A 22,169-nucleotide genomic window follows, 5' to 3' on the forward strand; every position below is an offset into this window, starting at 1 on the left:
GGACGCGGCGTTTTTTGACGCCGTTGGCGTTTTCGCAAGTCAGGCTGGCGCAGGGCAAAGACCGTGTCCGCGCCGGAATGTCATTGGCTGGCGCAAGGGGTTTGGTCCAATGTGCGAGTGGCGCGCCCGCGCGCTCTTTTTTCCACAATGGCCCGCTCCAAAAAAGATCAGGCAAAACTGGCGGACAGCCGCGCGCCTTCCGCGTTTGCGGGCGACATTGACGGCTTCATCCACTTCCTCCAGCTCGAACGCGGCCTCTCGCCGCACACCCAGGCCGGCTATCAGAACGACCTCGATGCCTGCGCCGGGTTTCTCGCGGCGCGCGGCGCGCGCGACTGGCGCGCGGTGAAAGGCGGCGACGTGGCGGTATGGCTGCATTCGCTCGCGGGCGAAAACTACTCCGAGGCGAGCATGGCGCGGAAACTCACGGCACTGCGCGGCCTCGCGAAACACCTCGTGCGCGAACAGCTCCGTGCGGACGATTTCACGGCGCTGCTGTCGGCGCCGAAATTGTCGCGCAAGATCCCGGGCACGCTCACGGCGGAGGAGGTGGAGAGGATCATCGAGGCCGCGACCGGCGGGGACGCGCAGGCGCTGCGCGACCGGGCGATCCTGGAGCTGTTTTATTCGAGCGGGCTGCGCGTGTCGGAGCTGGCCGGACTCGAGCTCCAGCAGGTGGACTTGCAGCACGGGTTTTTGCGCGTGTTCGGCAAGGGCTCGAAGGAGCGGATCGTGCCGGTGGGCCGCCGCGCGCTCGACGCGCTGAGAATTTATCTGGAGGCGGGGCGTCCGCATTTTGAGAAGAGCGGGCGGACGGGCAGCGAGCTGTTCCTGAGCGGAGGGCCGCGCGGCGACGGCAGGGCGCTGTCGCGGAAAATGCTCTGGGTGCTGGTCAAAAAATACGCGAAGCGCGCCGGCATCGAAAAGAACGTGAAGCCGCACCTGCTGCGCCACTCGTTTGCCACGCACCTGCTCGGCGGCGGCGCGGATTTGCGGGCCATCCAGGAGATGCTCGGGCACGCGAACCTGGCGACGACGCAGATCTACACGGCGGTGGAGGAAAAACGGCTCATCGCCCAGCACGCCAGATTCCATCCGCGCAACAAGGATGCCTGAGCGCGGACGGGGCGGTTTCCTCACCGTTTGTTCCGGCGCCCGCGAATCACCGAGAAATAAATCGCGACGCCGGCAATGAGCAGAAGCCACCAGAGAAAACGAAACTCGCGCATGAAAATCTGGGAGAACAGGCGCATGCGCGGAAACACGAGACAAAGCGCGATGGCGATCAGCACCAGGGCGGCGACGAGGATGTTTTTGCGCGTATGCGGGCTCATCGGTTAAGTGGAAATTAAAAATTAAGAATTAAGAAGCCCGAAGTGCGGGGCGGTTGCGGGCGCCTGCATTTCTGGCTTCTTAAATCCTGATTCCTGCCTCTTACTTCGACCGACGGAGAAAACGCCCGTACCCATGCCATCAGAGACGAAAGCCCCGGACACAACAACGACCGCGCCCGAGCCCGCGCTTTGCGGCGTGTGGATCGACGGCGACGGGCGCGCTCATCTTGCGGTCGCGCGCGGCGACGGGGGCCGCGAGGAGCGGGTGGAGGAGGGGTTTCGTCCGTTCGCCTGGCTCACCGCGGGCGATTCCGACGCGCTTGACGCGGCGGCGGGCATGGAAATCGAGACATTGAACGGAGAGGGCGTGTTCACGCGGCTCGCGCATGCGGCGGCCCGCGGCGTTTACGAGAATTTTCTGGCGGCGGCGAAAAAAGCGTCCGTCGGCACGGACGTGCTGCGTCCGCTGGAAAACCAGTTTTTGCTGCAACGGAGGAGGCGGCTGTTCGGGGACATGGCGTTTCACCAGCTCCGCCGCTGCCAGCTCGACATCGAGACGGCGTCCTCGGTGGAGGGCGAGTTCAGCGACCCGGCGAGGCCGGGCGACCGGGTGCTGGCCATCGGGCTGCAATTCAGCGGCGGCGCGGGGGGCGGCGCGGCGCGCCAGCGTATTCTCGTTCTGGATACGATGACGGACGAGGCGGAAAAAAGCCTGCTGGAACGGCTCAACGACGCGCTCCGCGAGGAGGACCCCGACGTGATCGAGGGGCACAACATTTTCAAGTTCGACCTCGACTACCTGCGGCAGCGCGCGCGGCGGCTGAAGGTGCCGTGCGCCTGGGGGCGTTTCGGGCAGCGGGCGTCGTTTCGCAACAGCCGCCTGAAGGCCGCCGAGCGCTGGGTGGATTTTCCGCGCTGCGACCTGCCGGGGCGCACGGTGATCGACACGTATCTGCTCGTGCAGCTGCACGACATCACGACGCGCGAGCTCACGAGCTACGGGCTCAAGGACGTGGCGGTTTATTTCGGCGTGACCGACGAGGATGCGGCGGAGAACGGCGGCCGCACTTATCTGGCCGGCGACAAGATCCATGCGGCCTATGAGCATGATCGCGCGACGTTTCTCGCCTATCTCGCGGACGACCTGCGCGAGACGAAGGGGGTGGCGGACCTGCTGCTGCCGACGTATTTCGAGCAGGCGCGCGCGTTTCCGATTTTGTTGCAGGACGCGGCGCTGCGCGGCACCACGGTGAAAATCGACCTGCTGTTTCTGGAGGAATATTATCATGCCCGGCAGTCATGCCCCGCGCCGGTCGAGGTGGCGGCGTTCGCGGGCGGCTACACGCGCAGCTTCAAGGAAGGCGTGTTCAAAAACGTGCTGCATTTCGACGTGGCGTCGCTTTATCCGAGCCTGCTGCTGCTCATCGGGCGCAATCCCGGCGGCGACAAGCTCGGCGTGTTCATCCCGCTGCTGCGACGGCTGCGCGAATACCGCCTGAAATACAAGCAGCTCGCGCGCACCGCCGCGACCGAGGAGCTGCGCGTCGAGTATCAGGCGCGGCAGGCGACGTTCAAGATCCTCATCAATTCGTTTTACGGCTACCTCGGTTTTGCCGGCGCGCGTTTCGGCGATGGGGCGCTGGCGGCGGAGGTCACGCAGCGCGGCCGCGACCTGTTGCAGGCGCTCATCGACGCCTTCGCGGCGCAGGGGTGCGAGATTCTGGAGGCCGACACCGACGGGATTTACCTGGCCTCGGAAAGCCATTTCGGGAAACCCGAGGCGCTGTTGCGCGAGGTGGCGAAGGTGCTGCCCGAGGGCATCGAGCTGGAGCACGACGGCAGCTACGATGCGATGTTTTGCTACAAGTCGAAAAACTACGCGCTGCGCGACGGCAAAAAGATCATCATCCGCGGTTCGGCGCTGCGTTCGCGCGGCATCGAGCCGTTTTTGAAAAAGCTCAACGGCCGGCTGATTCGTTTTCTGCTCGGGGCGGAAACCGAGTCGCCGATCGAGCTGGCGGAGCGGTTCCAGCGCGGCCTGGCGGAGCGTTCGCTGCCGGTGGCGGAGCTGGCAAAATCGGAAATCCTCGGGCAGAATCCGGAGGCTTACGAGCGTTTCATCGCGGGCGGCGGCAAACCGCGGCGCGCCTCGGCCGAGGCGGCGTTGCAGATGAATCCCCGCCCGCGCATGGGCGAGCGGGTGGGCTATTACATCACCGCGAAGGAAAAGGGCAAAACCAACGACTGGCAGCGGGCGCGCCCGGTGGAATTGTTCGATGCAAACGCGGCCCCGTATGACCCGGCTTATTATGCCAAAAAGCTTGCGGACTGGGTGGAGCGTTACGGCGCGTTTCTCGGCACGGACAAGCTGCCGCCGGTGGATTTCGGTCCGCCGCCCAAGACGACGGAAGCCGGAGGGCAGGGGGAGTTGTGGTGAAGGGCTGAAGGACTGAAAGGCCGAAAAAAGACAGGCATTCGTTCGTCCGCCGGTATCATGGTATTTTCTACAACCTTGGCTCAAGTGGTAGGGCGAGGCGTCCCCGCCGAGCCGTTGCTGGCCTGCGGCTCGGCGGGGACGCCTCGCCCTACCGGCGCTGCCACGCCACTGTTAAATGAAAACACTATACCCCGGCAGCCGCCTCAGACGTTTTGGATGACCCAGTTCAGGTCGTTGAGGACCGCGCCGGTGCCGTTGGCGACGGCGGAAAGCGGGTCTTCGGCGACGGTCACGGGCAGGCCGGTCTTGTCGCTGAGCAGGCGGTCGATGCCGCGGATGAGCGAGCCGCCGCCCGCCATCACGAAGCCGCGGTCCACAAGGTCGGCGGAAAGCTCGGGCGGGCAGCGCTCAAGCGTCGCGCGCACGGCATCGACGACGGCGGCGATGGTGTCGGCCAGCGCCTCGCGAATCTCCTGCGAGGTGATGTGAATGGTTTTCGGCAGGCCGGCCACGGAGTCGCGGCCTTTTACTTCCATCGACAGCTCCTCGTCGAGCGGGTAGGCGGAGCCGATGCGCATCTTGATTTCCTCCGCGGTGCGTTCGCCGATGAGGAGGTTGTAGGCGCGTTTCATGTAGTTGACGATGGCGGTGTCGAGTTCGTCGCCGGCGACGCGGACGGATTTCGAAAACACAATGCCGGAAAGGGAAATGATGGCGATCTCGGTGGTGCCGCCGCCGATGTCCACGATCATGTTGGCCGCAGGCTCGTCGATGGGCAGGCCCACGCCGATGGCGGCGGCCATGGGTTCGGGGATGGTGATGACGTCGCGCGCGCCGGCGTGGGTGGCGGAGTCCTTCACCGCGCGTTTCTCGACCTCGGTGATGCCGGAGGGGATGGCGATGACGACGCGCGGGGCGACGCGAAAGGCGTTGTTGCGAACCTTGTTGATGAAATAGCGGAGCATCGCCTCGGTGACGTCGAAGTCGGCGATGACGCCGTCTTTCATGGGGCGGATGGCGATGATGTTGCCGGGGGTGCGGCCGAGCATGCGCTTGGCCTCGGCGCCGACGGCGCGGACTTTGCGGGTGTTGGCGTCGAGGGCGACCACGCTGGGCTCGCGGAGCACGACGCCTTTGTCCTTCACATAGACGAGGGTGTTGGCGGTTCCGAGGTCGATGCCTATGTCGTTGGAAAAATATCCGAGAAAATTCGTGGCCATGGGTGCTTGTGATAAACGGCAGAGGTGGCGGGTGCAGCGCGTTTTACTTGGGGAAAGAATCGGTGTTTTTTGAGACTGTCAAAGGGGAAAAGCGTATCCGTCGATTTGGGGATGCGGTCCGGAGTGCCGTCATTTCCTCTTTATTCTTTATCTTTCCTCTTTCTCCCTGCTCGTTCCTGACGAAAGAGAAAGATAAAGAATAAAGAGGAAAGATTCCGGACGGTAGCATCACACTTCCCGTTCTCTTTTCCGGGATATTTCGAGAACGGGAACGAGTAAGAGAACGAGAACGATTCAGGGGGCGGAAGGTGGCTTGACGTTACCGGCGTTTGGGGAGTTGTTGTGATGGTTGTCATGGAGGATGTTCAATTTATCCAAAATCTGGCTTTGATTCTGTTGTCCGCGGTGATCGCGGGCTGGATTTGCCAGCGCATCGGGTTGTCGGTGATTGTGGGCTACCTGGCTGCGGGGATCGTCCTGGGACCTTATACGCCGCCGGGCGGCCTGGTTTACGATATCGCGCATATCGAGACACTTGGGCAGATGGGGCTCGTGTTCTTGATGTTTGGCATCGGGCTCCGCCTGAGCATCCGGAGGATGAGGAAGTTCGGGGTGTCGTTGCTGCTGGCGGTGTTCGTGGCGGCGGCGGCGGTTTATTATGTGACGCGGCTGGCGTCGGCCATGATCGGCTTTTCCCCGATGGAGGGGGTGTTTCTGGCGACGATGTTGATGGTGTCGTCCTCGGCGATCATCAGCAAGGTGTTGCAGGAGGCGGGAATCGGCCACGAGCGGGCGGCGCAGACGGCGATGAGCATAACGGTGCTGGAGGACGTGGTGGCGGTGGTGATGCTGACGTTGCTGGGGTCGATGGTGAGCATGGGGGCGATGTCGGGCGCGCAGGTGGGAGGAGCGCTGGGGAAACTGGGGGCGTTTGTGGCGCTGGCGGGGGCGGGCGGGTTGCTGTTCGTGCCGTGGTTGTTGCGGAAGCTGAGCATATCGGCGAGCGAGGAGTTGCAGACGCTGGCGGTGACGGGGATGCTGTTCGGTCTGGCGGTGGTGGCATTTCACTCGGGGTATTCGCTGGCGATGGGGGCGTTTTTGCTGGGCATGATCGTGTCGGAGACGCCGTATCGCACGCGGGTGGAGCGGACGATGGAGGGGATGCGGGATGTGTTCACGGCGGTGTTTTTCGTGGCCATCGGGTTGTTGATCGACATGCGGCTGGTGGCGGATGCGTGGTGGTTGATTTTGGCGGTGGCGGCGGTGACGATCGTGGCGCGCGTGGCGGCCGCGGCCGCGGCGCTGGCGGTGACGGGGGAGAAGTTCGGGGAGGCGTTGCGGACGGGGCTGATGCTGACGCCGCTGGGCGAGTTTTCGTTTGTGATCGCGCAGATGGGCATAACGGCGAAGATATTGCCGGAGCGGTTTTATCCGATGATCGTAGGGGTGTCGCTGGTGACGACGCTGGTGGCGCCGTGGCTGACGCGGAATGCGGCGCAGGTGAGCAACGCGATACTCCGGTGGTGTCCGCGCTGGCTGCTGGCGTGGCAGGACTATTATTACGCGCGCATCGAGGCGCTCAAGGCGCAGGAGCGGAAGAGCGCGTTGTGGCAGGTGAGCAAGAGGCGCATCGTGCAAGTGCTGGTGCAGGTGCTGCTGGTGAGCGGGCTGCTGCTGTTTTCGGAACCGTTGCGCCAGTTCGTGGAGCAGTGGATGGACAAGGACTGGCTGTTCCCGCATGCCTCGACGATGCTGTTCTGGCTGGCGATGATCGTGGTCGTGATCGGGCCGCTGGTGGCGCTGTGGCGCAATGTGTCGGCGTTGTGCCTGCTCTACGCGCAGGCGGCGGTGAAGGGCGCGCCGCGCGCGGCGCGCTTGAGTCCGGTGGTGGAGATGGTGTTCAAGGTGGCCGCCGGGATCGCGATGTATGTGTGGCTTTCGACGTTGCTGCCCGTGGGGCCGGCGGCGCGGTGGGTGATGCTGGGCAGCATGGTGCCGGGACTGCTGGCGATCGTGCTGCTGCGCCGCAAGCTGGTGCGCTGGCACAGCGAAATGGAAGCGGGGTTGCAATCGGCGGTGCAGGGCGGCTCGGCCCGGCTGGAGACGGTGGCGCCGTGGCTGGTCGATCATGGGGAGTGGGATTTGCACATGGTGAGCTGCACGCTGCCGGATCTCGCCGACTGCCAGGGGAAGAGCATCGCGGAGCTGGATTTGCGGATGAAGTTCGGCTGCGTGGTGGTGGGAATCGAGCGGCAGGGGTGCGCGATCTCGCGCCCGAAATCGGACGTGGCGCTGTTCCCGCTCGACAAGGTGCTTCTCATCGGACCGAAACAACAACTGGAGAAGAGCCGCCAGTTCCTCATGAAAGTGTCGGGCGGCGCGTCGAGGGGGGAAATGGACGCCGTGCGCATGGAGATGCTCACGGTGCCGGCGGAGAGCAGCGTGGACGGGCGGACGCTGCACGAGCTTTCACCGGCGCAAAGCTATCATGTGCAGATCGTCGGCATCCGCCGGGCGGGCATGAGGCTGTTGAACCCCGGGGGCAGGGCGTCGTTGCATTCCGGCGACGAATTGCTCGTGATCGGCGCGTCGAATGAAATTGCAAGTTTCAGACACTGGCTTGAGGAAACGGAGGCGCCGGGGAAAAATGTTCCGCCCGGCGCGGACGACGACTCCTCCGGCAAACATTAACAAATCGCAAGGAAACGGCATCCTATGGACAGCGAAGGCATCACACTCATCAAGGATCTGGGCACGCTGCTGGTCGCGGCAGGCGTGGCCGGAATCATCTGCAAACGGCTCGGCCTATCGGTGATCGTGGGCTACCTGATCGCGGGCATCGTGATCGGGCCGCACTCGCCGCCGTTTTCGTTGATCGCGGAGGAGGAGCGCATCAAGGCGCTTTCCGAGGTGGGGCTGGTGTTCGTGATGTTTGCGATCGGGCTGGAGCTGAGCATTTCGCGGCTGGCAAAAATGGGGCTGGCAACCTTGGGCGCGACGGCGCTGGGGGCGTTTTTCATGCTCAATTTCACGCTGTTGCTCGGCTACGCGCTCGAGTGGACGACGATGCAAAGCCTGTTCGTCGCGGCGATGTTCATGGTGTCCAGCTCGGCGGTGATTTCGAAAATCATGAGCGAGTTGAAACTCAACCACGACCGCACGGCGCAGATGGCGCTGGCCATCACGATCGTGGAGGACGTGGTGGCGGTGCTCATGATCACCGCGCTGGGCGCGCAGACCCACGCGAGCAGCGGCAACGGCCTGGGCGTGGTGCTGGCGATGCTGGGCGCGTTTGTGGCGCTGCTGCTGGTGGCGGGGCTGCTGCTGATGCCGCGGCTGCTGCGCAGGCTGGAGGCGAAGGGGGACCCGGAATTGCAAACCATCATGGTGGTGGGCCTGCTGCTGGTGCTGGCGTTTTTCACCGTGAAGGCGGGCTACTCGCTGACGCTGGGGGCGTTTTTGTTCGGGGCGGTGGTGGCGGAGATAAAACAAAAGATCGCGGTGGAAAAAAACTTCGCGGGCATCCGCTACATGTTCAGCAGCGTGTTCTTCGTGTCCATCGGCATGATCATCGACATGAAGATGCTCGAGTCGGTGTGGCTGCAAGTGCTGCTGCTCGGCTCGTTTTCGCTGCTGGTGCGCCCGATCGCATGCGGATTTGCGCTGATGCTGGTGGGCGTGCCGCCGCGGCAGGCGCGGCGCGGCGGGCTGCTGCTCACGCCGCTGGGCGAGTTCACGTTCATCATCGCGCAGGCGGGCATCACGGCGGCGATCCTGCCGGTGGAGTTTTATCCGCTGGCCGTGGGGCTTTCGATTCTCACGGTGCTGGCCACTCCGATTCTCAACCGCTATGCCGAGCCGATCCTGCGTTTCGTGGACTGGATCGAGCCGAAGCCGGTGAAGCGCGCCATCAACGCGTATCATGGCTGGCTCCAGCAGATCCAGTCGCGTCCGTCGCCGACGCCGGCGTGGCGGTATTTGCGCGGCCCGCTCTCCCGGGTGGCAATCGAGATGCTGTTCATCTCGGGGATGCTGATTTTTTCAGGCCGCATCCTGGGGGTGCTGGAGGAATCCGTGGTGGGCACGTGGTTGTCGAAGCAGGCGCTGGATTATGTTTTCTGGTCGCTGCTGGCGGCCGTCGTGCTCATCCCGACGGTGGCGGTGTGGCGCAATATCTCGGCGATGGCGCTCATCCTCTCGGAGCACCTGGGCGGCGCGGGTTCGCGCGTGCCGGCAAGGGTCATCCAGACGGCGCTGAGAGCCATCGCGTTGATCGGGCTGGCGTATTGGTTTTATGCGATCCTGCCGATCCAGTCGCTGCCCGGCTGGGGCTGGGGCATCATGGCGGCGGGCACCTTGTTCGTGATCGTGTTTTTCTCGAACAAGCTCATCTACTGGCACAGCACGTGGGAATCGTCGTTGCAGGAGGTGCTGGCCGAGGACTCGCGCGAGTTGTCGCAGGTCCGCGCCGAGGCGCGCGCGGCGATGGGGCAGAATCTGGAGACGTGGCAACTGGAGCTTGAGGAATGCATTGTTCCCGACGGCGCGCACTACGCGGGCAAAAGTCTCACGGAGCTGGCGATTCCGGCGCGTTTCGGCTGCTCGATCCTGGAAATAGAGCGCAACGAGCGCGTGGTCGCGATGACGGGCGCGAGCGTGCGGTTGTATCTAGGGGACAAGCTGCTGCTGATCGGGCGCGAGGCGCAGCTCGCGGCGGCGATAGGCTTTCTCTCCGCCGGCGGAGCACCGGCGGCGAACCCGGCGGATGACGAGGACGAGTTTGGCGGCGCGGTGCTGGAAACCTTCACCATGCCGGCGCAGAGCCCGCGCACCGGGCAGACACTGGCGGAGCTTCAGGTCGCGCGCAAAACGGGCGTGCGCATCGCCGGCATCCAGCGGGGCGATGAGCGCATCATCAATCCCTCCAGCACCGAGACCCTGCAACCCGGCGACGGCTTGCTGCTCGTGGGCTCCCTGGTGGAGTTGCGCGTCTTCCGGCAATGGGCGGTAGGCGAAAGCGGCAAAAGCGAAGAAGCGGAGCCTGATCCCGAGCCGCAGGCGGTATGATCCCGATCTTCCGGTCCGGGGATGAAAAAATGGAGGCTGTCCAAAAACACCGCGTGTGATGCTCGCGATGCAGACCGTTCGCGCCGGGCTTGCAAAAAAGCGCGCCCTCCCGGGCGCGCTTGACGGCAATGAGACGGGCGCTTCGCGCGCGCGAAACACGCTCAGGTGTTTTTGTTTTCGTCGGACTTGGCGGCGGCGGATTCTTTTTTCGCGGCTGTCTTTTCCTTTGCATCCTCGTCCTTGTCCTCCTCGCTGGAGGCTTTCTTGAACTCGCGGATGGACTGGCCGAGGCCGCGGGCGAGACTGGGGAGCTTGGCTCCGCCAAAGAGCAGAAGGATGACCAGAAAGATGACGATCAGTTCGGTGGAACCCAAGCCAAACGCGACTGGCAGGTGGATGTTATTCATGGTGACGGGAGATTGAACGGGTTGAGGGACGGGAGTAAAGGGTCAATAGGGAAGGCGTGCGGAACGGAGAGGCGATTCAAGGTCGGCCATCTGCCGGTTTTATTCTTTCTCTTTCTTCTTTCTGTTTCTCTTTCATCCCTCCCGTTGCCGGGCATTGCGATGCACGTGCGGAAAAAGATAAAGAGGAAAGAGAAAGAATAAAGAGAAAGATAGTGCGGCGGGGGAATTTACGGTTGTTTGTTTTGCATGTGCGGCGGGACGATGGATTCGCCGGCCTTTTTCGCGCTGGCCACCTGCTGGAGGAGGTTTTGCGCGTTGTCGATCTGCTCCGCGTCGAAGAAACCGTGGAGCTGGCGGATGCGCGTCGGGTGGCGCATCTTGCGGAGCGCCTTGGCCTCGATCTGGCGGATGCGCTCGCGGGTGACCTTGAACTGCTTGCCGACTTCCTCGAGCGTGCGACTGTAGCCGTCGATGAGGCCGAAGCGCAGCGAGAGCACGCGGCGTTCGCGGTCGGTGAGCGAGTCGAGCACGTCGATGATTTTTTCGCGGAGGAGCGAGTAGGCGGTCATGTCGTAGGGGTTTTCCGCGGACTTGTCCTCGATGAAATCGCCGAAGCTGGTGTCGTCGCCGTCGCCGACGGGGCTTTGCAGCGAGATGGGCTGCTGGGCCATCTTCATGATCTGCTGCACGCGTTCGACGGGCAGACCCATCTCGTCGGCCACTTCATCAGGGGTGGGCTCGTGGCCGTATTCCTGGAGGAGTTGTTTCTGCACCTGCATGACCTTGTTGAGGGTCTCGATCATGTGCACCGGGATGCGGATGGTGCGGGCCTGATCGGCGATGGAGCGGGTGATGGCCTGGCGAATCCACCACGTGGCGTAGGTGGAGAATTTGTAGCCGCGGCGGTATTCGAATTTCTCGACCGCCTTCATGAGGCCCATGTTGCCCTCCTGGATGAGGTCGAGGAAGGAGAGTCCGCGGTTGGTGTATTTCTTGGCGATGGAAATGACGAGGCGGAGGTTGGCCTCGACCATCTCGGTCTTGGCCTTGTGGGCCTCGCGGATGTGGACGTTGGCGCGCTTGACGATGTCGAGCAGGCCGGCGGGTTCGACGCGGAATTCCTGCTCGATCTGCTTGAGCCGCTGGTTGATGGCCTTGGTGTCGATGGCGGCATCCTTTTTGGTCTTGGGATGCTTGGCGCGGTCGAGCTGGGAAAAGAATTTTTCGATTTCGGCCAGCGTTTCTTTTTTCGACTCAAGGTATTCCTCGTAAACCTTCAGCTTGAAGAAGAATTTGCCGAAGTTGGAGCGGAGCGTGTTTTCGCGCTTCTTGTGCTTGGCGGCGATTTTTTTCCTTTCGTCCTCGCCCTTGGCCTTGAGCAGTTCGGCCCAGGAGTCGGCGACGGAGGTCTCGTTTTTCTGCGTGGTCTCGACGAGCTTGGGCAGGTTTTTGAAATACGTGTCGCGGCTCTCGATTTTCTTGTCGATGACGATGCGGTCGAAGCGCTCCTCGCGGGTGAGGAGTTTCGCGCCGAGGTCGGCGATGTAATGGCCGATGATGGCGGCCTCGAAAAGCACCTCCTGCGCCTTCAATTCGGCGGTTTCGATGCGCTTGGAAATCTCGACCTCCTGCTCGCGGGTGAGGAGCGCGACCTGGCCCATCTGCTTGAGATACATGCGGACGGGGTCGTCGAGGATGTCGTGCTGGGAGGAGCGCGATTCCTCCTCCTCGGCTTCCTCGAGGCGCTGCTTGTAATCCTCGACCTGGTCGGGCTCGAGGATTTCGATTTCGAGGTTGTTGAGAATGGAGAGGACGTTGTCGATTTCCTCCTGGTTTTCGACGGAGTCGGGGAGGGCCTCGTTGATGTCGTCAAACGTGAGATAGCCCTGCTCCTTGGAAAGGCGGATGAGATGCCGGATTTTTTCGTTGATGCCGGTGGCGCCGAGGTCGGCGGACGAGGAGCCGACGGTGGACTCGGCTTGCTCGATGGCTTCCTCGACGGCGTCGGAGTGTTCGGAGGTTTTGGCGGGCTTGGCTTTGCGCGACATGGTGTTGGTTTCGGAGAAAAATAAATCAGGCGACGGCGGGTAATCCGAACGGAGCCCGCAGTTGCCTTTGAAGTTCAGTACGTCGTTTTATGAGAGAAATTGCGTCAACCCTACTGTCCGCATTGTGACTGGCCAGAGCAAGTTCTATTTGACGAAGTTCGGGCTCCAGAACACGGGCGCGGATTTGGGTGAGGGCTTGGTTGATGACGCGGGCGGGTTCCTCGATGGGCGGGCGGTCGAAGAGGAGGGAGGCGAGGAGGGTTTTTTCCTGCTCATCCTCGATGAGCGTGTCGAGGTGCTCGCGGCCGGGCCAGGCGTCGTGCTCGAATTCGTTCAGGAAGCGATTGAGCAGCATCCCGGCCAGGTGCGAGGTGTCAATCCATTCATGGGGAAGCGTATGCGCGATGGATTTGCCGAATTCCTCGAAATGCAGGCAAAGCAACAGCAGGTGGTATTCGGGCGTGTCGGCGAGGTCGACCAGACGCCGGGCCGCGAGGCCGGGCGCGCCTCCTGACGCGGACTCGAAACCCGCGCCGTGTTCCGAGTCGGCTGACGACTGGGGTTCCCCGCCATCCGCATGGGCGCGGGCTTGGGCGGCGGCGACGCTTTGCGCGCGGGCCTGGCCATGGCGGCGGAAGGCGTCGAAATCGCGTTGCACGGCCGGGAGCGGCAGGCGCAGGCGGGTGGCGATTTCGGACAGAAACTCCGCCCGCGTGACTTCCGAGCCGGTGGCGGAAATGATCTCAAAGAGCGCCTGGCATGCCCGGGATTTTTGCTCGGCGGATGCATCCTCGGGGGCGGCCAGAATGCTGCGGCAGGCGAAGGCCATCGCACTGAGCGCGTGTCGGCGGAGTTCGTCATAAGCGGCGATGCCGCGCTCGCGGAACAGGTCGTCCGGGTCAACTTTCACGTCGCCGGCGAGGGCGAGGAATTGCACCTCCAGCCCGGTCTTGAGCGCGAGTGGCAGAAAACGCAGCGCGGCCTTCTGCCCCGCGCTGTCGCCGTCGAACAGGCATTCGACTTGCGGATGGTAGCGGCGGAGCAGCGCGAGCTGGTTGTCAGTGATGGCGGTGCCTTGCGGCGCGACGGCGGTTTTCAGGCCGACGTTCCAGCAACGCATCGCGTCGAGCTGGCCCTCCACGAGCACGAACGGGCGGCCTTCGCCGACGGCGGTGCGGGCGTGGTCGAGGTTGAAGAGGACGTTGCCTTTCGTGAAGACGGGCGTCTCGGGCGAGTTGACGTATTTGGCCTCGCGCGCCGGGTCGTCCTCGGGCGTGAGTCCGGTCTGGCGCGCGGTGAACGCCACCACTCGCCCCTGGTGGTCGCGGATGGGAATCATCAGCCGTCCGCGAAAACGGGGGCGCAGCGCGCCGAGCGTGATCATCTGGTCGTCGTAGATGAAAAACAGCCCGCAGCGGCGCAGCGCCTCCTCGGAAAACTTCTTTTTCAGCAACGCGCCCGCGAGCCCGCCGCCGTCGCTTCCGACCGCGCCGATCTTGAATTCCTCGGCCAGTTCCATGGAGAAACGCCGGGAGTCCGTCCAGTAGCCGCGCATGAAGTCGCCGGCCGCTTCGCGGGCCTTGAAAATCTGGTGAAAATGGTCCGTCGCCGCGTCATGCAAATCAAACAATTCCTGCCGCAGCGAACGCTCCTCGCGCGACGGGCCGGAGCCTTCCTCGTATTCGATGGGCACGGCAAAACGCTTGCCGAGCGTCTCGACCGCCTCGGTGAACGTGAGCTGCTCGGTCTCGCGCACGAACGTGATGATGTCGCCCGCCTTGCCGCAGCCGAAGCATTTATAAAAGCCCTTGTCGGGATCGACGTGGAACGAGGGCGTTTTCTCCTGGTGAAACGGGCAGAGTCCCTTGAAGCGTCCGCCGGCCTTGCGCAGCGTCACGACACGCGAAACCACGTCCACGACATTCACGCGAAACTTCAGATCGCGGATGCAAGTGGGTTTGATGGCGGACATGGCGGAAAAAGACGGGCGTTGTAAGACGGCTGGCGGACGTGGAAGTTACGGGACGACGATGGATAAGTTTGCACTTTTAACCGCGCGGATGGTCTGTCAAGTAACTGCGCGCTTGGGAATGCGTTCAGGATGCGATTCAAAGGGATGTCATCCGTCTGCAAAATTTCTTTCTCTTTCCGCTTTATCTTTGTTTTTCCTCCCCAAAATCTCGGTGCCCTGTCGGAGGAAGAAGATAAAGCGGAAAGAGAAAGAAATTTGCCAACAGATTGAAACGCATCCACGCAATCAGGAAACATTTTCGCCGCGCAGAACACATACCGCATCATGAGATTATTTCAGGCCGCCCCGATCCTTCTCGCGAGTCTCGCTGTCTTGCTGGCTTCCGCCGCGCCCGCGCGGGCCGCGAACCCGCCGCCGGCGCTGGCCCCGGTATGGGAGGCGCGGCTGCCGGGTTTTGACGAGGGCGCCTATGCGGCCAAGGTGGAGCTGCTGATATCCAAGTTCGAAGAGGAGACGGGCCACAAACTCGTCCCAGGCGCGAAGAAAAAAGTCGGCCTGAAAATCTACACCGATTCCGGCCCCGGCATGGCGACCCCGGTGCCGCTCGTGAAGGCCGTCATCGGCGCGATGGAACGGCGCGGCTTCGCCTCGAAGGATATTTTTCTCGTCGGGCTGAACCAGCTCCGCCTGCGCATGACCGGCTACCTGCCGTCGCTGGTGGCCGGCGAGACGCCGTTCAAAGGCTACCCGGTTTACGTGCTCGAATCAGGCCGGTTTTATGACCCGGTGTGGTTCTACGACAGTCCGCTGCCGTCGCGCTTCGATCCGATTTTTGCGGAGAAAAGCGTGGAGGGCGTGGACCCGGACACGACCAAGGAGCAGGACCGCAAAAGCTTCCTCGCCACGCCGCTGTTTCTCGATGCGGATTTCTGGATAAACCTGCCCGTTTTCACCGACCACCCGATCCTCGGCATCAACGGCGCGCTCGTCAACGCGACGCTCTGGAACGCCTCCAACACCGCGCGCTTTTTCCGCAGCCCCGCCAACGCGCCCGCAGCCGTGGCCGAGATGAGCGCCATCCCCGAATTGCGGCAGACATGGATGTTTTCGATCACGAGCCTGGAGCACTACCAGTTTATCGGCGGCCCGTATTTCAATTCGCTCTATTCGGTCTCGGAGCCGATGCTCTGGCTCAGTTCCGATCCCGTGGCGCTGGACGCCCTGATGGAAACGCGGATCAATCGCTGGCGCGAGCGCGCGGGCTTCCGGCCGATTCCCGAGGAAATCCAGACCATCAACTTTGCCGAGACCCTCGGCGTGGGGTCGCAACGCATGCCCGCCGGCCGCATCGTGCGCGTGGACGAGTAGAGTGCCTGAGATCGTTCTCGAAACGTTTCGAAAGCAGGAAAGGGAACGGGCAAGAGAATGAGAACGACCGGATGGATACCGCGCCCCTTGTCTCATAAAAAAGATTGTTGCCCGCACGGTTTTGCCATCAAGCTGCCCCGCTTATGCAGCAAATAAACATCGGCATGATTGGCGGCGGCACCGTGGGCAGCGGCGTGTTTCACGCGCTTCAACACAAGGGCGCCCTCATGACGTCGCGCATCGGCGTGAAGCTCAAGATCACCAAGGTCGCGGTCAAGGCCATCGACGAACCGCGCCCCTACAAGATTCCCGCCTCCGTGCTCACGACCGACTGGACGAGCGTCGTGAACGACCCGAAGGTGCAAGTCGTCATCGAGCTGATGGGCGGCATCGGGCTCGCCAAAAAGGTCGTCCTCGACGCCCTCGCGCTCGGCAAGCCCGTCATTACCGCCAACAAGGCGCTCATCTCGGAATGCGGCCCGGAACTCTTCGCCGCCGCGGAGAAAAACAACACCAACCTTTACTACGAAGCCAGCGTCGCGGGCGGCATTCCCATCATCAAGAGCATGCGCGAGGCGCTCGTGGGCAACCGTTTCACGCACATCTACGGCATCGTGAACGGCACCTGCAATTACATCCTCACGCGCATGAAAAACGAGAAGGCCGAATTCGAGGCCATTCTCAAGGACGCGCAGCAGCACGGCTACGCCGAGGCCGAGCCGTCGCTCGATGTCGACGGCCTCGACGCGATGCACAAGACCCACATCCTCGCCTCGCTCGCGCACGGCTTCTGGGTGGACAAGAAAAAAATCCTCGTCGAGGGCATCCGCTCGATCTCCCAGACCGACATCCAGTTTGCCGAGAAACTCGGCTACACGATAAAACTTCTCGGCATCGTGAAGGAAACCGGCCCGGAGAAAGCGCCGAAGGTGCAGATTTCCGTTTACCCCGCCCTCATCCCGCAGCATCACGTGCTCGCCAACGTGAACGACGTGTTTAACGCCGTCTTCGTGCGCGGCGATGTTGTGGGCGACACGCTTTTCTACGGACGCGGCGCGGGCAAGGACGCCACCGCGAGCGCCGTGCTCAGCGACATCGCCGACGCCGCGCAGGACATCGTGAACAACACGCCGCGGCGCGTGCCCGCGTTTGTGAACTACGGGGCGCAGGCGGCGGTGCTGCCCTCGGACGAAGGGATTTCGCACTATTACATCCGCGTGGGCGTGCTGGACAAACCCGGCGTGCTGGCGCGCGTGGCGGCGATTTTCCGCGACAACAAGATCAGCATCGCCTCCGTGGTGCAGCCCGAGAGCCAGGCCGTGAACAACGTGCCGCTCATCATCACCACGCATGAGACGAAGGAATCCGCCCTGCAAAAGGCCCTGCGCGAAATCTCCCGCCTGCCCGAGGTGAAAACCAAACCGGTGGTGCTGCGTGTGGAGAATTTCGAATAAAACACGGAGAAAACCGGCAAGTTAGAAACCAACCAATAAATTGCCCACGGAATACACAGAAAGAATAATCTAAAAATTCTTCCGTGTCTTCCGTGGGCTAATAAAAACCAATGATTTTCAACCACCCCATCCGACCCATGAAAAACCACCCGCTCAAACTGCTCGTCGCGACCCTGCTTTTCGGGGTCTTTTTTATCCCCGCCAAGGCCGGCGCCAATGCGCCGGAGGCAAAAAACATCGGCCTGCAAATGTATTCCCTGCGCGGGGACATCGGCAAAAACGCCGAGAATATAGACACCATCATCGCCGCCGTTGGAAAGATGGGTTACAAATACGTGGAGGCCGCCAGTTACGATGCCAAGGCCGGCACAATCTACGGCATGACGCCCGCCGCGTTTAAGGCGAAAATCGCCGCCGCCGGCATGTTCGCCCTTTCCTGCCACGTCAGCAAGCGCCTGGCCGACAACCCCGCCAGCACCAACTGGGACGAAGTCTGGCAGTGGTGGGCCAAGTGCATCGCCACCCACAAGGCCGCCGGCATGAAATATATCGTCATGCCCTCCATGCCGAAACAACCCTCGCAGGCGGACCTCCAGATTTACTGTGATTATTATAATAAAATCGGCGAGAAATGCGCCGCCGCCGGACTCAAGTTCGGTTATCACAACCACGCCTACGAATTTGAGCACAAGCTCCCGGGCGGCGTGACCATGTATGAATACATGCTCCAGCACACCGAGCCGGACAAGGTGTTCTTCGAGATGGATGTCTATTGGGCGGTCATGGGGCGCCATTCGCCGGTCGATTTGTTTAAGAAATATCCCGGACGTTTTCTGGTTCTGCACATCAAGGATGATCGCGAACTGGGCGAGAGCGGCATGATCGGCTTCGAGGCCATTTTCAAAAACCTCGCCGCCGCCGGGACCAAATACCTGATTGTCGAGGTGGAAAAATACAACCTGCCGCCCGTCGACTCCGTAAAGGCGAGCTTGGATTACTTGAACGCATCTTCGTTCGTCAAAAAGGACTATTCGGGGCAGTAACAACCACGCCGTTGCTTTCGTTTCGCCCTTCCCGCTCCGTCGCGAACGGAATCGGAAGGCGAGATTTGGCGAGTGGCCGGGATAGCTATCCCCTCCGGCCCCAGCGGCGCTCTTGTTTCAGCTCAAGGGGCTTGACCTCGATCTGGACCCCGGCGACGGCGGGATGCTGGCGGAGGGCGTGGTAGGTGTCGGGATGGAGTTTCCAGGCCAGCGCCGTCGAGGCCTCGGAAATCGTCGCGACCCGGTCCTCGAAGAGGAAGGCGATGTCCGTGTGCGTGGTGCCCGTGTTTTTGTCGATGGTCGCGCGGAGCGTGCGCAGAAAATCCGGCGCTTCGGGATGATCGGGGCGCAGGAGCCAGCGGACTTTCCTGATGACGCCGGGAACGTAGTTTTCCAGTGGATACAATTCCTTCAGGTTCACGCGGGGCCCCTCCTGGCCGACGAGGATGTTGCCGAGGACGACCACGAGGGCGTTCTCGCCCAGGTTGGCGCCATATTCCGCGTAGGCGTTGGCGAACATGTTTATGGGCAGGCTGGCGGTCTTGGTCGAGAGGACGAAGGGCGACCAGGGGCGGTTGTCTTTTTTGGAGAGTTTCTTGCCGACCGCGCCGGCGATGCCGCAGATGCGGAATTCCATGCGGTCGCCGAGTTCGAGGAGCCGGGTGATGTCGCAGGTGTCGATCGCCTCGAGGAGGCCGGCGTAGGTGTTGAGCGGATGGCCGCTGACGTAGAAGCCGAGAAGCTCCTTTTCGAATTGGAGGCGTTCCGCCGGGGCGAAATCCGGGGGAGAATTTTCGATTTTCGATTTTCGATTTTCGATTGTTCCCTGTCCGCGTTTTCCGAGGGAAGGCTGGGGCTCGGCGAGGAGGTCGAAGAGGCTGGACTGGCCGGCGGCGCGGTCCCTGGCGGTGGACGCGGCGGCGGCCAGCGCGGCGTCGATGCCGTCGAAGAGTTGCTTGCGGGACGCGCCGCTGTAATCAAACGCGCCGGTCTTCACGAGGTGCTCGAGGACGCGCTTGTTGATGGCGCGGCCATCGACGCGGTTGACGAGGTGGTCGAAGTCGTCGTAGGGCCCGTTGGCGGAGCGTTCCTCGATGATCTTCAGAGCGGCTTGCTCGCCGACGCCTTTCACGCCGGCGAGGCCGAAGCGGATCTTGCCGCCGACGGGGGTGAAGTTGGAGCCGGACTCGTTGACGTCGGGGCCGAGGACGGTGATGCCCATGGACTCGGCCTCGGAGATGAAGTGGGAGACTTTTTCGGCGTTGCCGAGCTCGGCGGTGAGCACGGCGGCCATGAATTGGACGGGGTGGTTGGCCTTCAGGTAGGCGGTCTGGTAGGCAATGAGGGCGTAGGCCGCGGAATGCGACTTGTTGAAGCCGTATTGGGCGAATTTGTTGAGCAGGTCGAAGATCTCGTTGGCTTTTTTCTCGTCGATGTTGTTCACGCGCTTGGCGCCTTCGACGAATTTGACGCGTTCCTTGGCCATGGCCTCGGCGTCCTTTTTGCCCATGGCGCGGCGGAGCATGTCGGCGCCGCCGAGGGAATAGCCGGCGATGATGCGGGCGCACTCCATGACCTGCTCCTGATAGACGATGATGCCGAAGGTCTCGGTGAGGATGGGCTTGAGGAGCGGGTGGGGCCAGACGATGGAGGAGGGGTCTTTTTTGCCGCGCGCGTAGTCGGGGATGAACTGCATCGGGCCGGGGCGGTAGAGCGCGGAGATGGCGTTGATGTCGTCGATGGTGGAGATGCCGACCTGGCGCGAGGCGTTCTGCATGCCGGTGGATTCGAGCTGGAACACGCCGACGGTCTTGCCCGCGTTGAGCAGTTCGTAGGTCTTCGGGTCGTCGAGCGGGATGGCGTCGATGTCGAATTTCTGCTGTCCGGGGACGGTGGCGCGGACGTTGTCGACGGCGTCGGCGATGACGGTGAGGGTTTTCAGGCCGAGGAAGTCCATCTTGAGCAGGCCGAGCTTGGTGACGGCGCCCATGTCGTATTGGACGGTGACGTCTTCCTCCTGGAGGGAGAGGGGGACAAATTCGTCGAGCGGCTTGTCGGTGATGATGATGCCGGCAGCGTGCTTGCCGGTGTTGCGCACCATGCCTTCGACGACGAGGGCGGTGTCGATGATGCGCTTGGCCACGGGGTTGCGGGCGATCTCGCCGGCGAGCTCGGCGGATTTCGCGATGGAGTCGGAGAGGGAGATGTTGAGCTCGTCGGGGATCATCTTCGCGAGGCGGTCGGACTCGGCGAAGGGGAGGTTGTTGACGCGGGCGATGTCGCGGAGGGCCATTTTCGCGCCGAGCGTGCCGTAGGTGATGATGTTGGCCACGCAGTCGCGGCCGTATTTCTCGCGGACGTAGTCGATGACCTCCTCGCGGCGGCGCATGCAGAAGTCGATGTCGAAGTCGGGCGGGGAGACGCGCTCGGGGTTGAGGAAGCGCTCGAAGAGGAGGCCGAAACGGATGGGGTCGAGGTTGGTGATGCCGAGCGTGTAGGCGACGAGGCAACCGGCGCCGGAGCCGCGTCCGGGGCCGACGGGGATGCCGTGCTCCTTGGCCCAGTTGATGAAGTCCCAGACGACGAGGAAGTAGTCCACGAAGCCGGTGACGTTGATGATGGAGAGTTCGTAGGCCATGCGCACGACGAGGAGTTCGTCGTGGGTGAGGCCGGAGTAGTCGGGGGGCTGGGGCTTTTCGCCGGGCGGGAGATTTTGGAGTTTGGCGAGGCGCTCGGCGACGACCGGGTGCTGGCTGACGGCGGCGTGGTCGGTGCCGTAGCGGCGATGGAGGCCCGCGATGCAAAGTTGAAGCAGGTATTCGGAGGGTGAATACTTGGAATTGATCTCGGGCGGGAGCGGATAGCGCGGGTAGCGCTCGGAGCCCTTGGGGAAGGGGATGGCGAGGTCGCACATCTCGGCGACGAGGCGGGTGTTGGTGATGGACTCGGGCACCTCGGCGAAGAGCTTGGCCATCTCGTCGTGCGATTTCAGGTAAAACTCCTGCGTGTCGAAACGCATGCGGTCGGGGTCGTCGAGCTTGGCGCCGGTCTGGATGCAGAGCATGGCGTCGTGCGGGGCGGCGTCGGTGGCGCGGACGTAGTGGACGTCGTTGGAGGCGATGACGGTGAGGTTGAATTCCTCGGCGATTTTGAGGAGGCCGGGGATGATTTTGCGCTGCTCGGGGAGGCCGTGGTCCTGAAGCTCGATGATGAAGTTTTCGCGCCCGAAAATGTCGATAAAGCGCGCGGCGGCCTTGCGGGCCTCTTCCTCGCGGCCGTGCAGGAGGTGCTGCGGGACGATGGCGGCGAGGCAGCCGCTGAAGGCGATGAGGCCGCCGGAATACTTGGCGAGCGTTTCCCAGTCGGCGCGCGGCTTGTAGTAGAAGCCGCGGAGGTGGGCGTCGGAGACGAGCTTGAGGAGGTTCTGGTAGCCCTCAAGGTTGCGGGCGAGCAGGCCGAGGTGATACCAGGATTTGCCCTCCTCGGCGCGTCCGTTTTTGTCGAGCCGCGAACCTTCGACGAGGTAGATCTCGCAGCCGATGAGGGGCTTGATGTTTTTCTTTTTGGTCTCGGTATAGAAGTCTATGACACCGTAGAGGTTGCCGTGGTCGGTGAGGGCGAGGGCGGTCTGTCCGAGGCTGGCGGCGTAATCCACGAGCCGGTCGATGCGGCAGCAGCCGTCGAGGAGGCTGCGGTCGGTGTGGACGTGGAGATGGACGAAGTCTTTGGCGGGAGCGGACACAGTGTCCAAAGGGGAACGCACGCCGGCGTTTTTTTCAACGGGCAAAATGAGGCGGAAAACATTTGACGAGGGAAAAC

The 22,169-nt window shown here is 62.6% G+C and carries 13 protein-coding genes; 7 read left to right on the plus strand and 6 right to left on the minus strand.

The window, feature by feature from the left end; genetic code table 11:
• Window positions 1-147: 147 nt before the first annotated feature.
• Window positions 148-1,116 carry a site-specific tyrosine recombinase gene (locus OH491_RS26140; protein ID WP_084441753.1) on the plus strand — a complete coding sequence of 323 codons (969 nt, stop codon included), beginning with the start codon at window positions 148-150 and terminating at the stop codon, window positions 1,114-1,116.
• 20 nt (window positions 1,117-1,136) lie between these two features.
• Here OH491_RS26140 and OH491_RS26145 read toward each other — a convergent pair whose 3' ends face one another.
• Window positions 1,137-1,334, minus strand: a complete 198-nt coding sequence (locus OH491_RS26145) for a hypothetical protein (RefSeq protein WP_068768333.1) — start codon at window positions 1,332-1,334, stop codon at window positions 1,137-1,139.
• A gap of 133 nt (window positions 1,335-1,467) precedes the next feature.
• Here OH491_RS26145 and OH491_RS26150 point away from each other — a divergent pair, with 133 nt between their 5' ends.
• The gene (locus OH491_RS26150) at window positions 1,468-3,771 is read left to right on the plus strand and encodes a DNA polymerase domain-containing protein (RefSeq protein ID WP_068768332.1); all 2,304 of its coding nucleotides are present in this window, start codon (window positions 1,468-1,470) and stop codon (window positions 3,769-3,771) included.
• Window positions 3,772-3,974: 203 nt separating this feature from the next.
• Here the strand turns inward: OH491_RS26150 and OH491_RS26155 are convergent, their stop codons facing one another.
• Entirely contained in the window at window positions 3,975-4,991 is a 1,017-nt protein-coding gene (locus OH491_RS26155) for a rod shape-determining protein (RefSeq protein ID WP_068768331.1), read from the minus strand.
• 354 nt (window positions 4,992-5,345) lie between these two features.
• Between OH491_RS26155 and OH491_RS26160 the strand changes: the two genes are divergently transcribed.
• Both OH491_RS26160 and OH491_RS26165 read left to right on the plus strand, forming a co-directional pair.
• Window positions 5,346-7,682 carry a cation:proton antiporter gene (locus OH491_RS26160; RefSeq protein ID WP_342750763.1) on the plus strand — a complete coding sequence of 779 codons (2,337 nt, stop codon included), beginning with the start codon at window positions 5,346-5,348 and terminating at the stop codon, window positions 7,680-7,682.
• Window positions 7,683-7,706: 24 nt separating this feature from the next.
• Complete coding sequence (locus tag OH491_RS26165) at window positions 7,707-10,058, plus strand: cation:proton antiporter (RefSeq protein WP_068768329.1); 2,352 nt, start codon at window positions 7,707-7,709, stop codon at window positions 10,056-10,058.
• Between the two features lie 161 nt (window positions 10,059-10,219).
• Here the strand turns inward: OH491_RS26165 and OH491_RS26170 are convergent, their stop codons facing one another.
• The 3 genes from OH491_RS26170 to dnaG form a co-directional block, all read right to left on the minus strand.
• Window positions 10,220-10,465, minus strand: coding sequence for a Sec-independent protein translocase subunit TatA/TatB (locus OH491_RS26170; RefSeq protein WP_068768328.1), 246 nt, complete (start codon window positions 10,463-10,465; stop codon window positions 10,220-10,222).
• Window positions 10,466-10,692: 227 nt separating this feature from the next.
• Complete coding sequence (gene rpoD / locus OH491_RS26175; RefSeq protein ID WP_068768327.1) at window positions 10,693-12,513, minus strand: RNA polymerase sigma factor RpoD; 1,821 nt, start codon at window positions 12,511-12,513, stop codon at window positions 10,693-10,695.
• A 25-nt stretch (window positions 12,514-12,538) separates the two neighbouring features.
• Complete coding sequence (gene dnaG / locus OH491_RS26180; RefSeq protein WP_068768326.1) at window positions 12,539-14,485, minus strand: DNA primase; 1,947 nt, start codon at window positions 14,483-14,485, stop codon at window positions 12,539-12,541.
• 324 nt (window positions 14,486-14,809) lie between these two features.
• Here dnaG and OH491_RS26185 point away from each other — a divergent pair, with 324 nt between their 5' ends.
• From OH491_RS26185 to OH491_RS26195, 3 genes are all read left to right on the plus strand, one after another.
• Window positions 14,810-15,853: a DUF362 domain-containing protein gene (locus OH491_RS26185; RefSeq protein WP_068768325.1), complete on the plus strand. Its 1,044-nt coding sequence runs from the start codon at window positions 14,810-14,812 to the stop codon at window positions 15,851-15,853.
• Window positions 15,854-15,996: 143 nt separating this feature from the next.
• A complete protein-coding gene (locus tag OH491_RS26190) occupies window positions 15,997-17,307 on the plus strand; it encodes a homoserine dehydrogenase (RefSeq protein ID WP_068768324.1) in 1,311 nt (436 codons plus the stop codon).
• Window positions 17,308-17,444: 137 nt separating this feature from the next.
• Complete coding sequence (locus OH491_RS26195; RefSeq protein WP_068769702.1) at window positions 17,445-18,350, plus strand: sugar phosphate isomerase/epimerase family protein; 906 nt, start codon at window positions 17,445-17,447, stop codon at window positions 18,348-18,350.
• 85 nt (window positions 18,351-18,435) lie between these two features.
• Here OH491_RS26195 and dnaE read toward each other — a convergent pair whose 3' ends face one another.
• The gene (gene dnaE / locus OH491_RS26200) at window positions 18,436-22,092 is read right to left on the minus strand and encodes a DNA polymerase III subunit alpha (RefSeq protein WP_068769701.1); all 3,657 of its coding nucleotides are present in this window, start codon (window positions 22,090-22,092) and stop codon (window positions 18,436-18,438) included.
• Window positions 22,093-22,169: the final 77 nt, after the last annotated feature.

Source organism: Termitidicoccus mucosus, from assembly GCF_038725785.1.
In the GTDB taxonomy this organism is placed as follows: Bacteria; Verrucomicrobiota; Verrucomicrobiia; order Opitutales; family Opitutaceae; genus Termitidicoccus; species Termitidicoccus mucosus.

Coding starts and splice junctions, on each gene's coding strand:
- OH491_RS26140 (WP_084441753.1), top strand. CDS start 148: ATGGCCCGCTCCAAAAAAGATCAGGCAAAACTGGCGGACAGCCGCGCG.
- OH491_RS26145 (WP_068768333.1), bottom strand. CDS start 1,334: ATGAGCCCGCATACGCGCAAAAACATCCTCGTCGCCGCCCTGGTGCTG.
- OH491_RS26150 (WP_068768332.1), top strand. CDS start 1,468: ATGCCATCAGAGACGAAAGCCCCGGACACAACAACGACCGCGCCCGAG.
- OH491_RS26155 (WP_068768331.1), bottom strand. CDS start 4,991: ATGGCCACGAATTTTCTCGGATATTTTTCCAACGACATAGGCATCGAC.
- OH491_RS26160 (WP_342750763.1), top strand. CDS start 5,346: ATGGAGGATGTTCAATTTATCCAAAATCTGGCTTTGATTCTGTTGTCC.
- OH491_RS26165 (WP_068768329.1), top strand. CDS start 7,707: ATGGACAGCGAAGGCATCACACTCATCAAGGATCTGGGCACGCTGCTG.
- OH491_RS26170 (WP_068768328.1), bottom strand. CDS start 10,465: ATGAATAACATCCACCTGCCAGTCGCGTTTGGCTTGGGTTCCACCGAA.
- rpoD (WP_068768327.1), bottom strand. CDS start 12,513: ATGTCGCGCAAAGCCAAGCCCGCCAAAACCTCCGAACACTCCGACGCC.
- dnaG (WP_068768326.1), bottom strand. CDS start 14,485: ATGTCCGCCATCAAACCCACTTGCATCCGCGATCTGAAGTTTCGCGTG.
- OH491_RS26185 (WP_068768325.1), top strand. CDS start 14,810: ATGAGATTATTTCAGGCCGCCCCGATCCTTCTCGCGAGTCTCGCTGTC.
- OH491_RS26190 (WP_068768324.1), top strand. CDS start 15,997: ATGCAGCAAATAAACATCGGCATGATTGGCGGCGGCACCGTGGGCAGC.
- OH491_RS26195 (WP_068769702.1), top strand. CDS start 17,445: ATGAAAAACCACCCGCTCAAACTGCTCGTCGCGACCCTGCTTTTCGGG.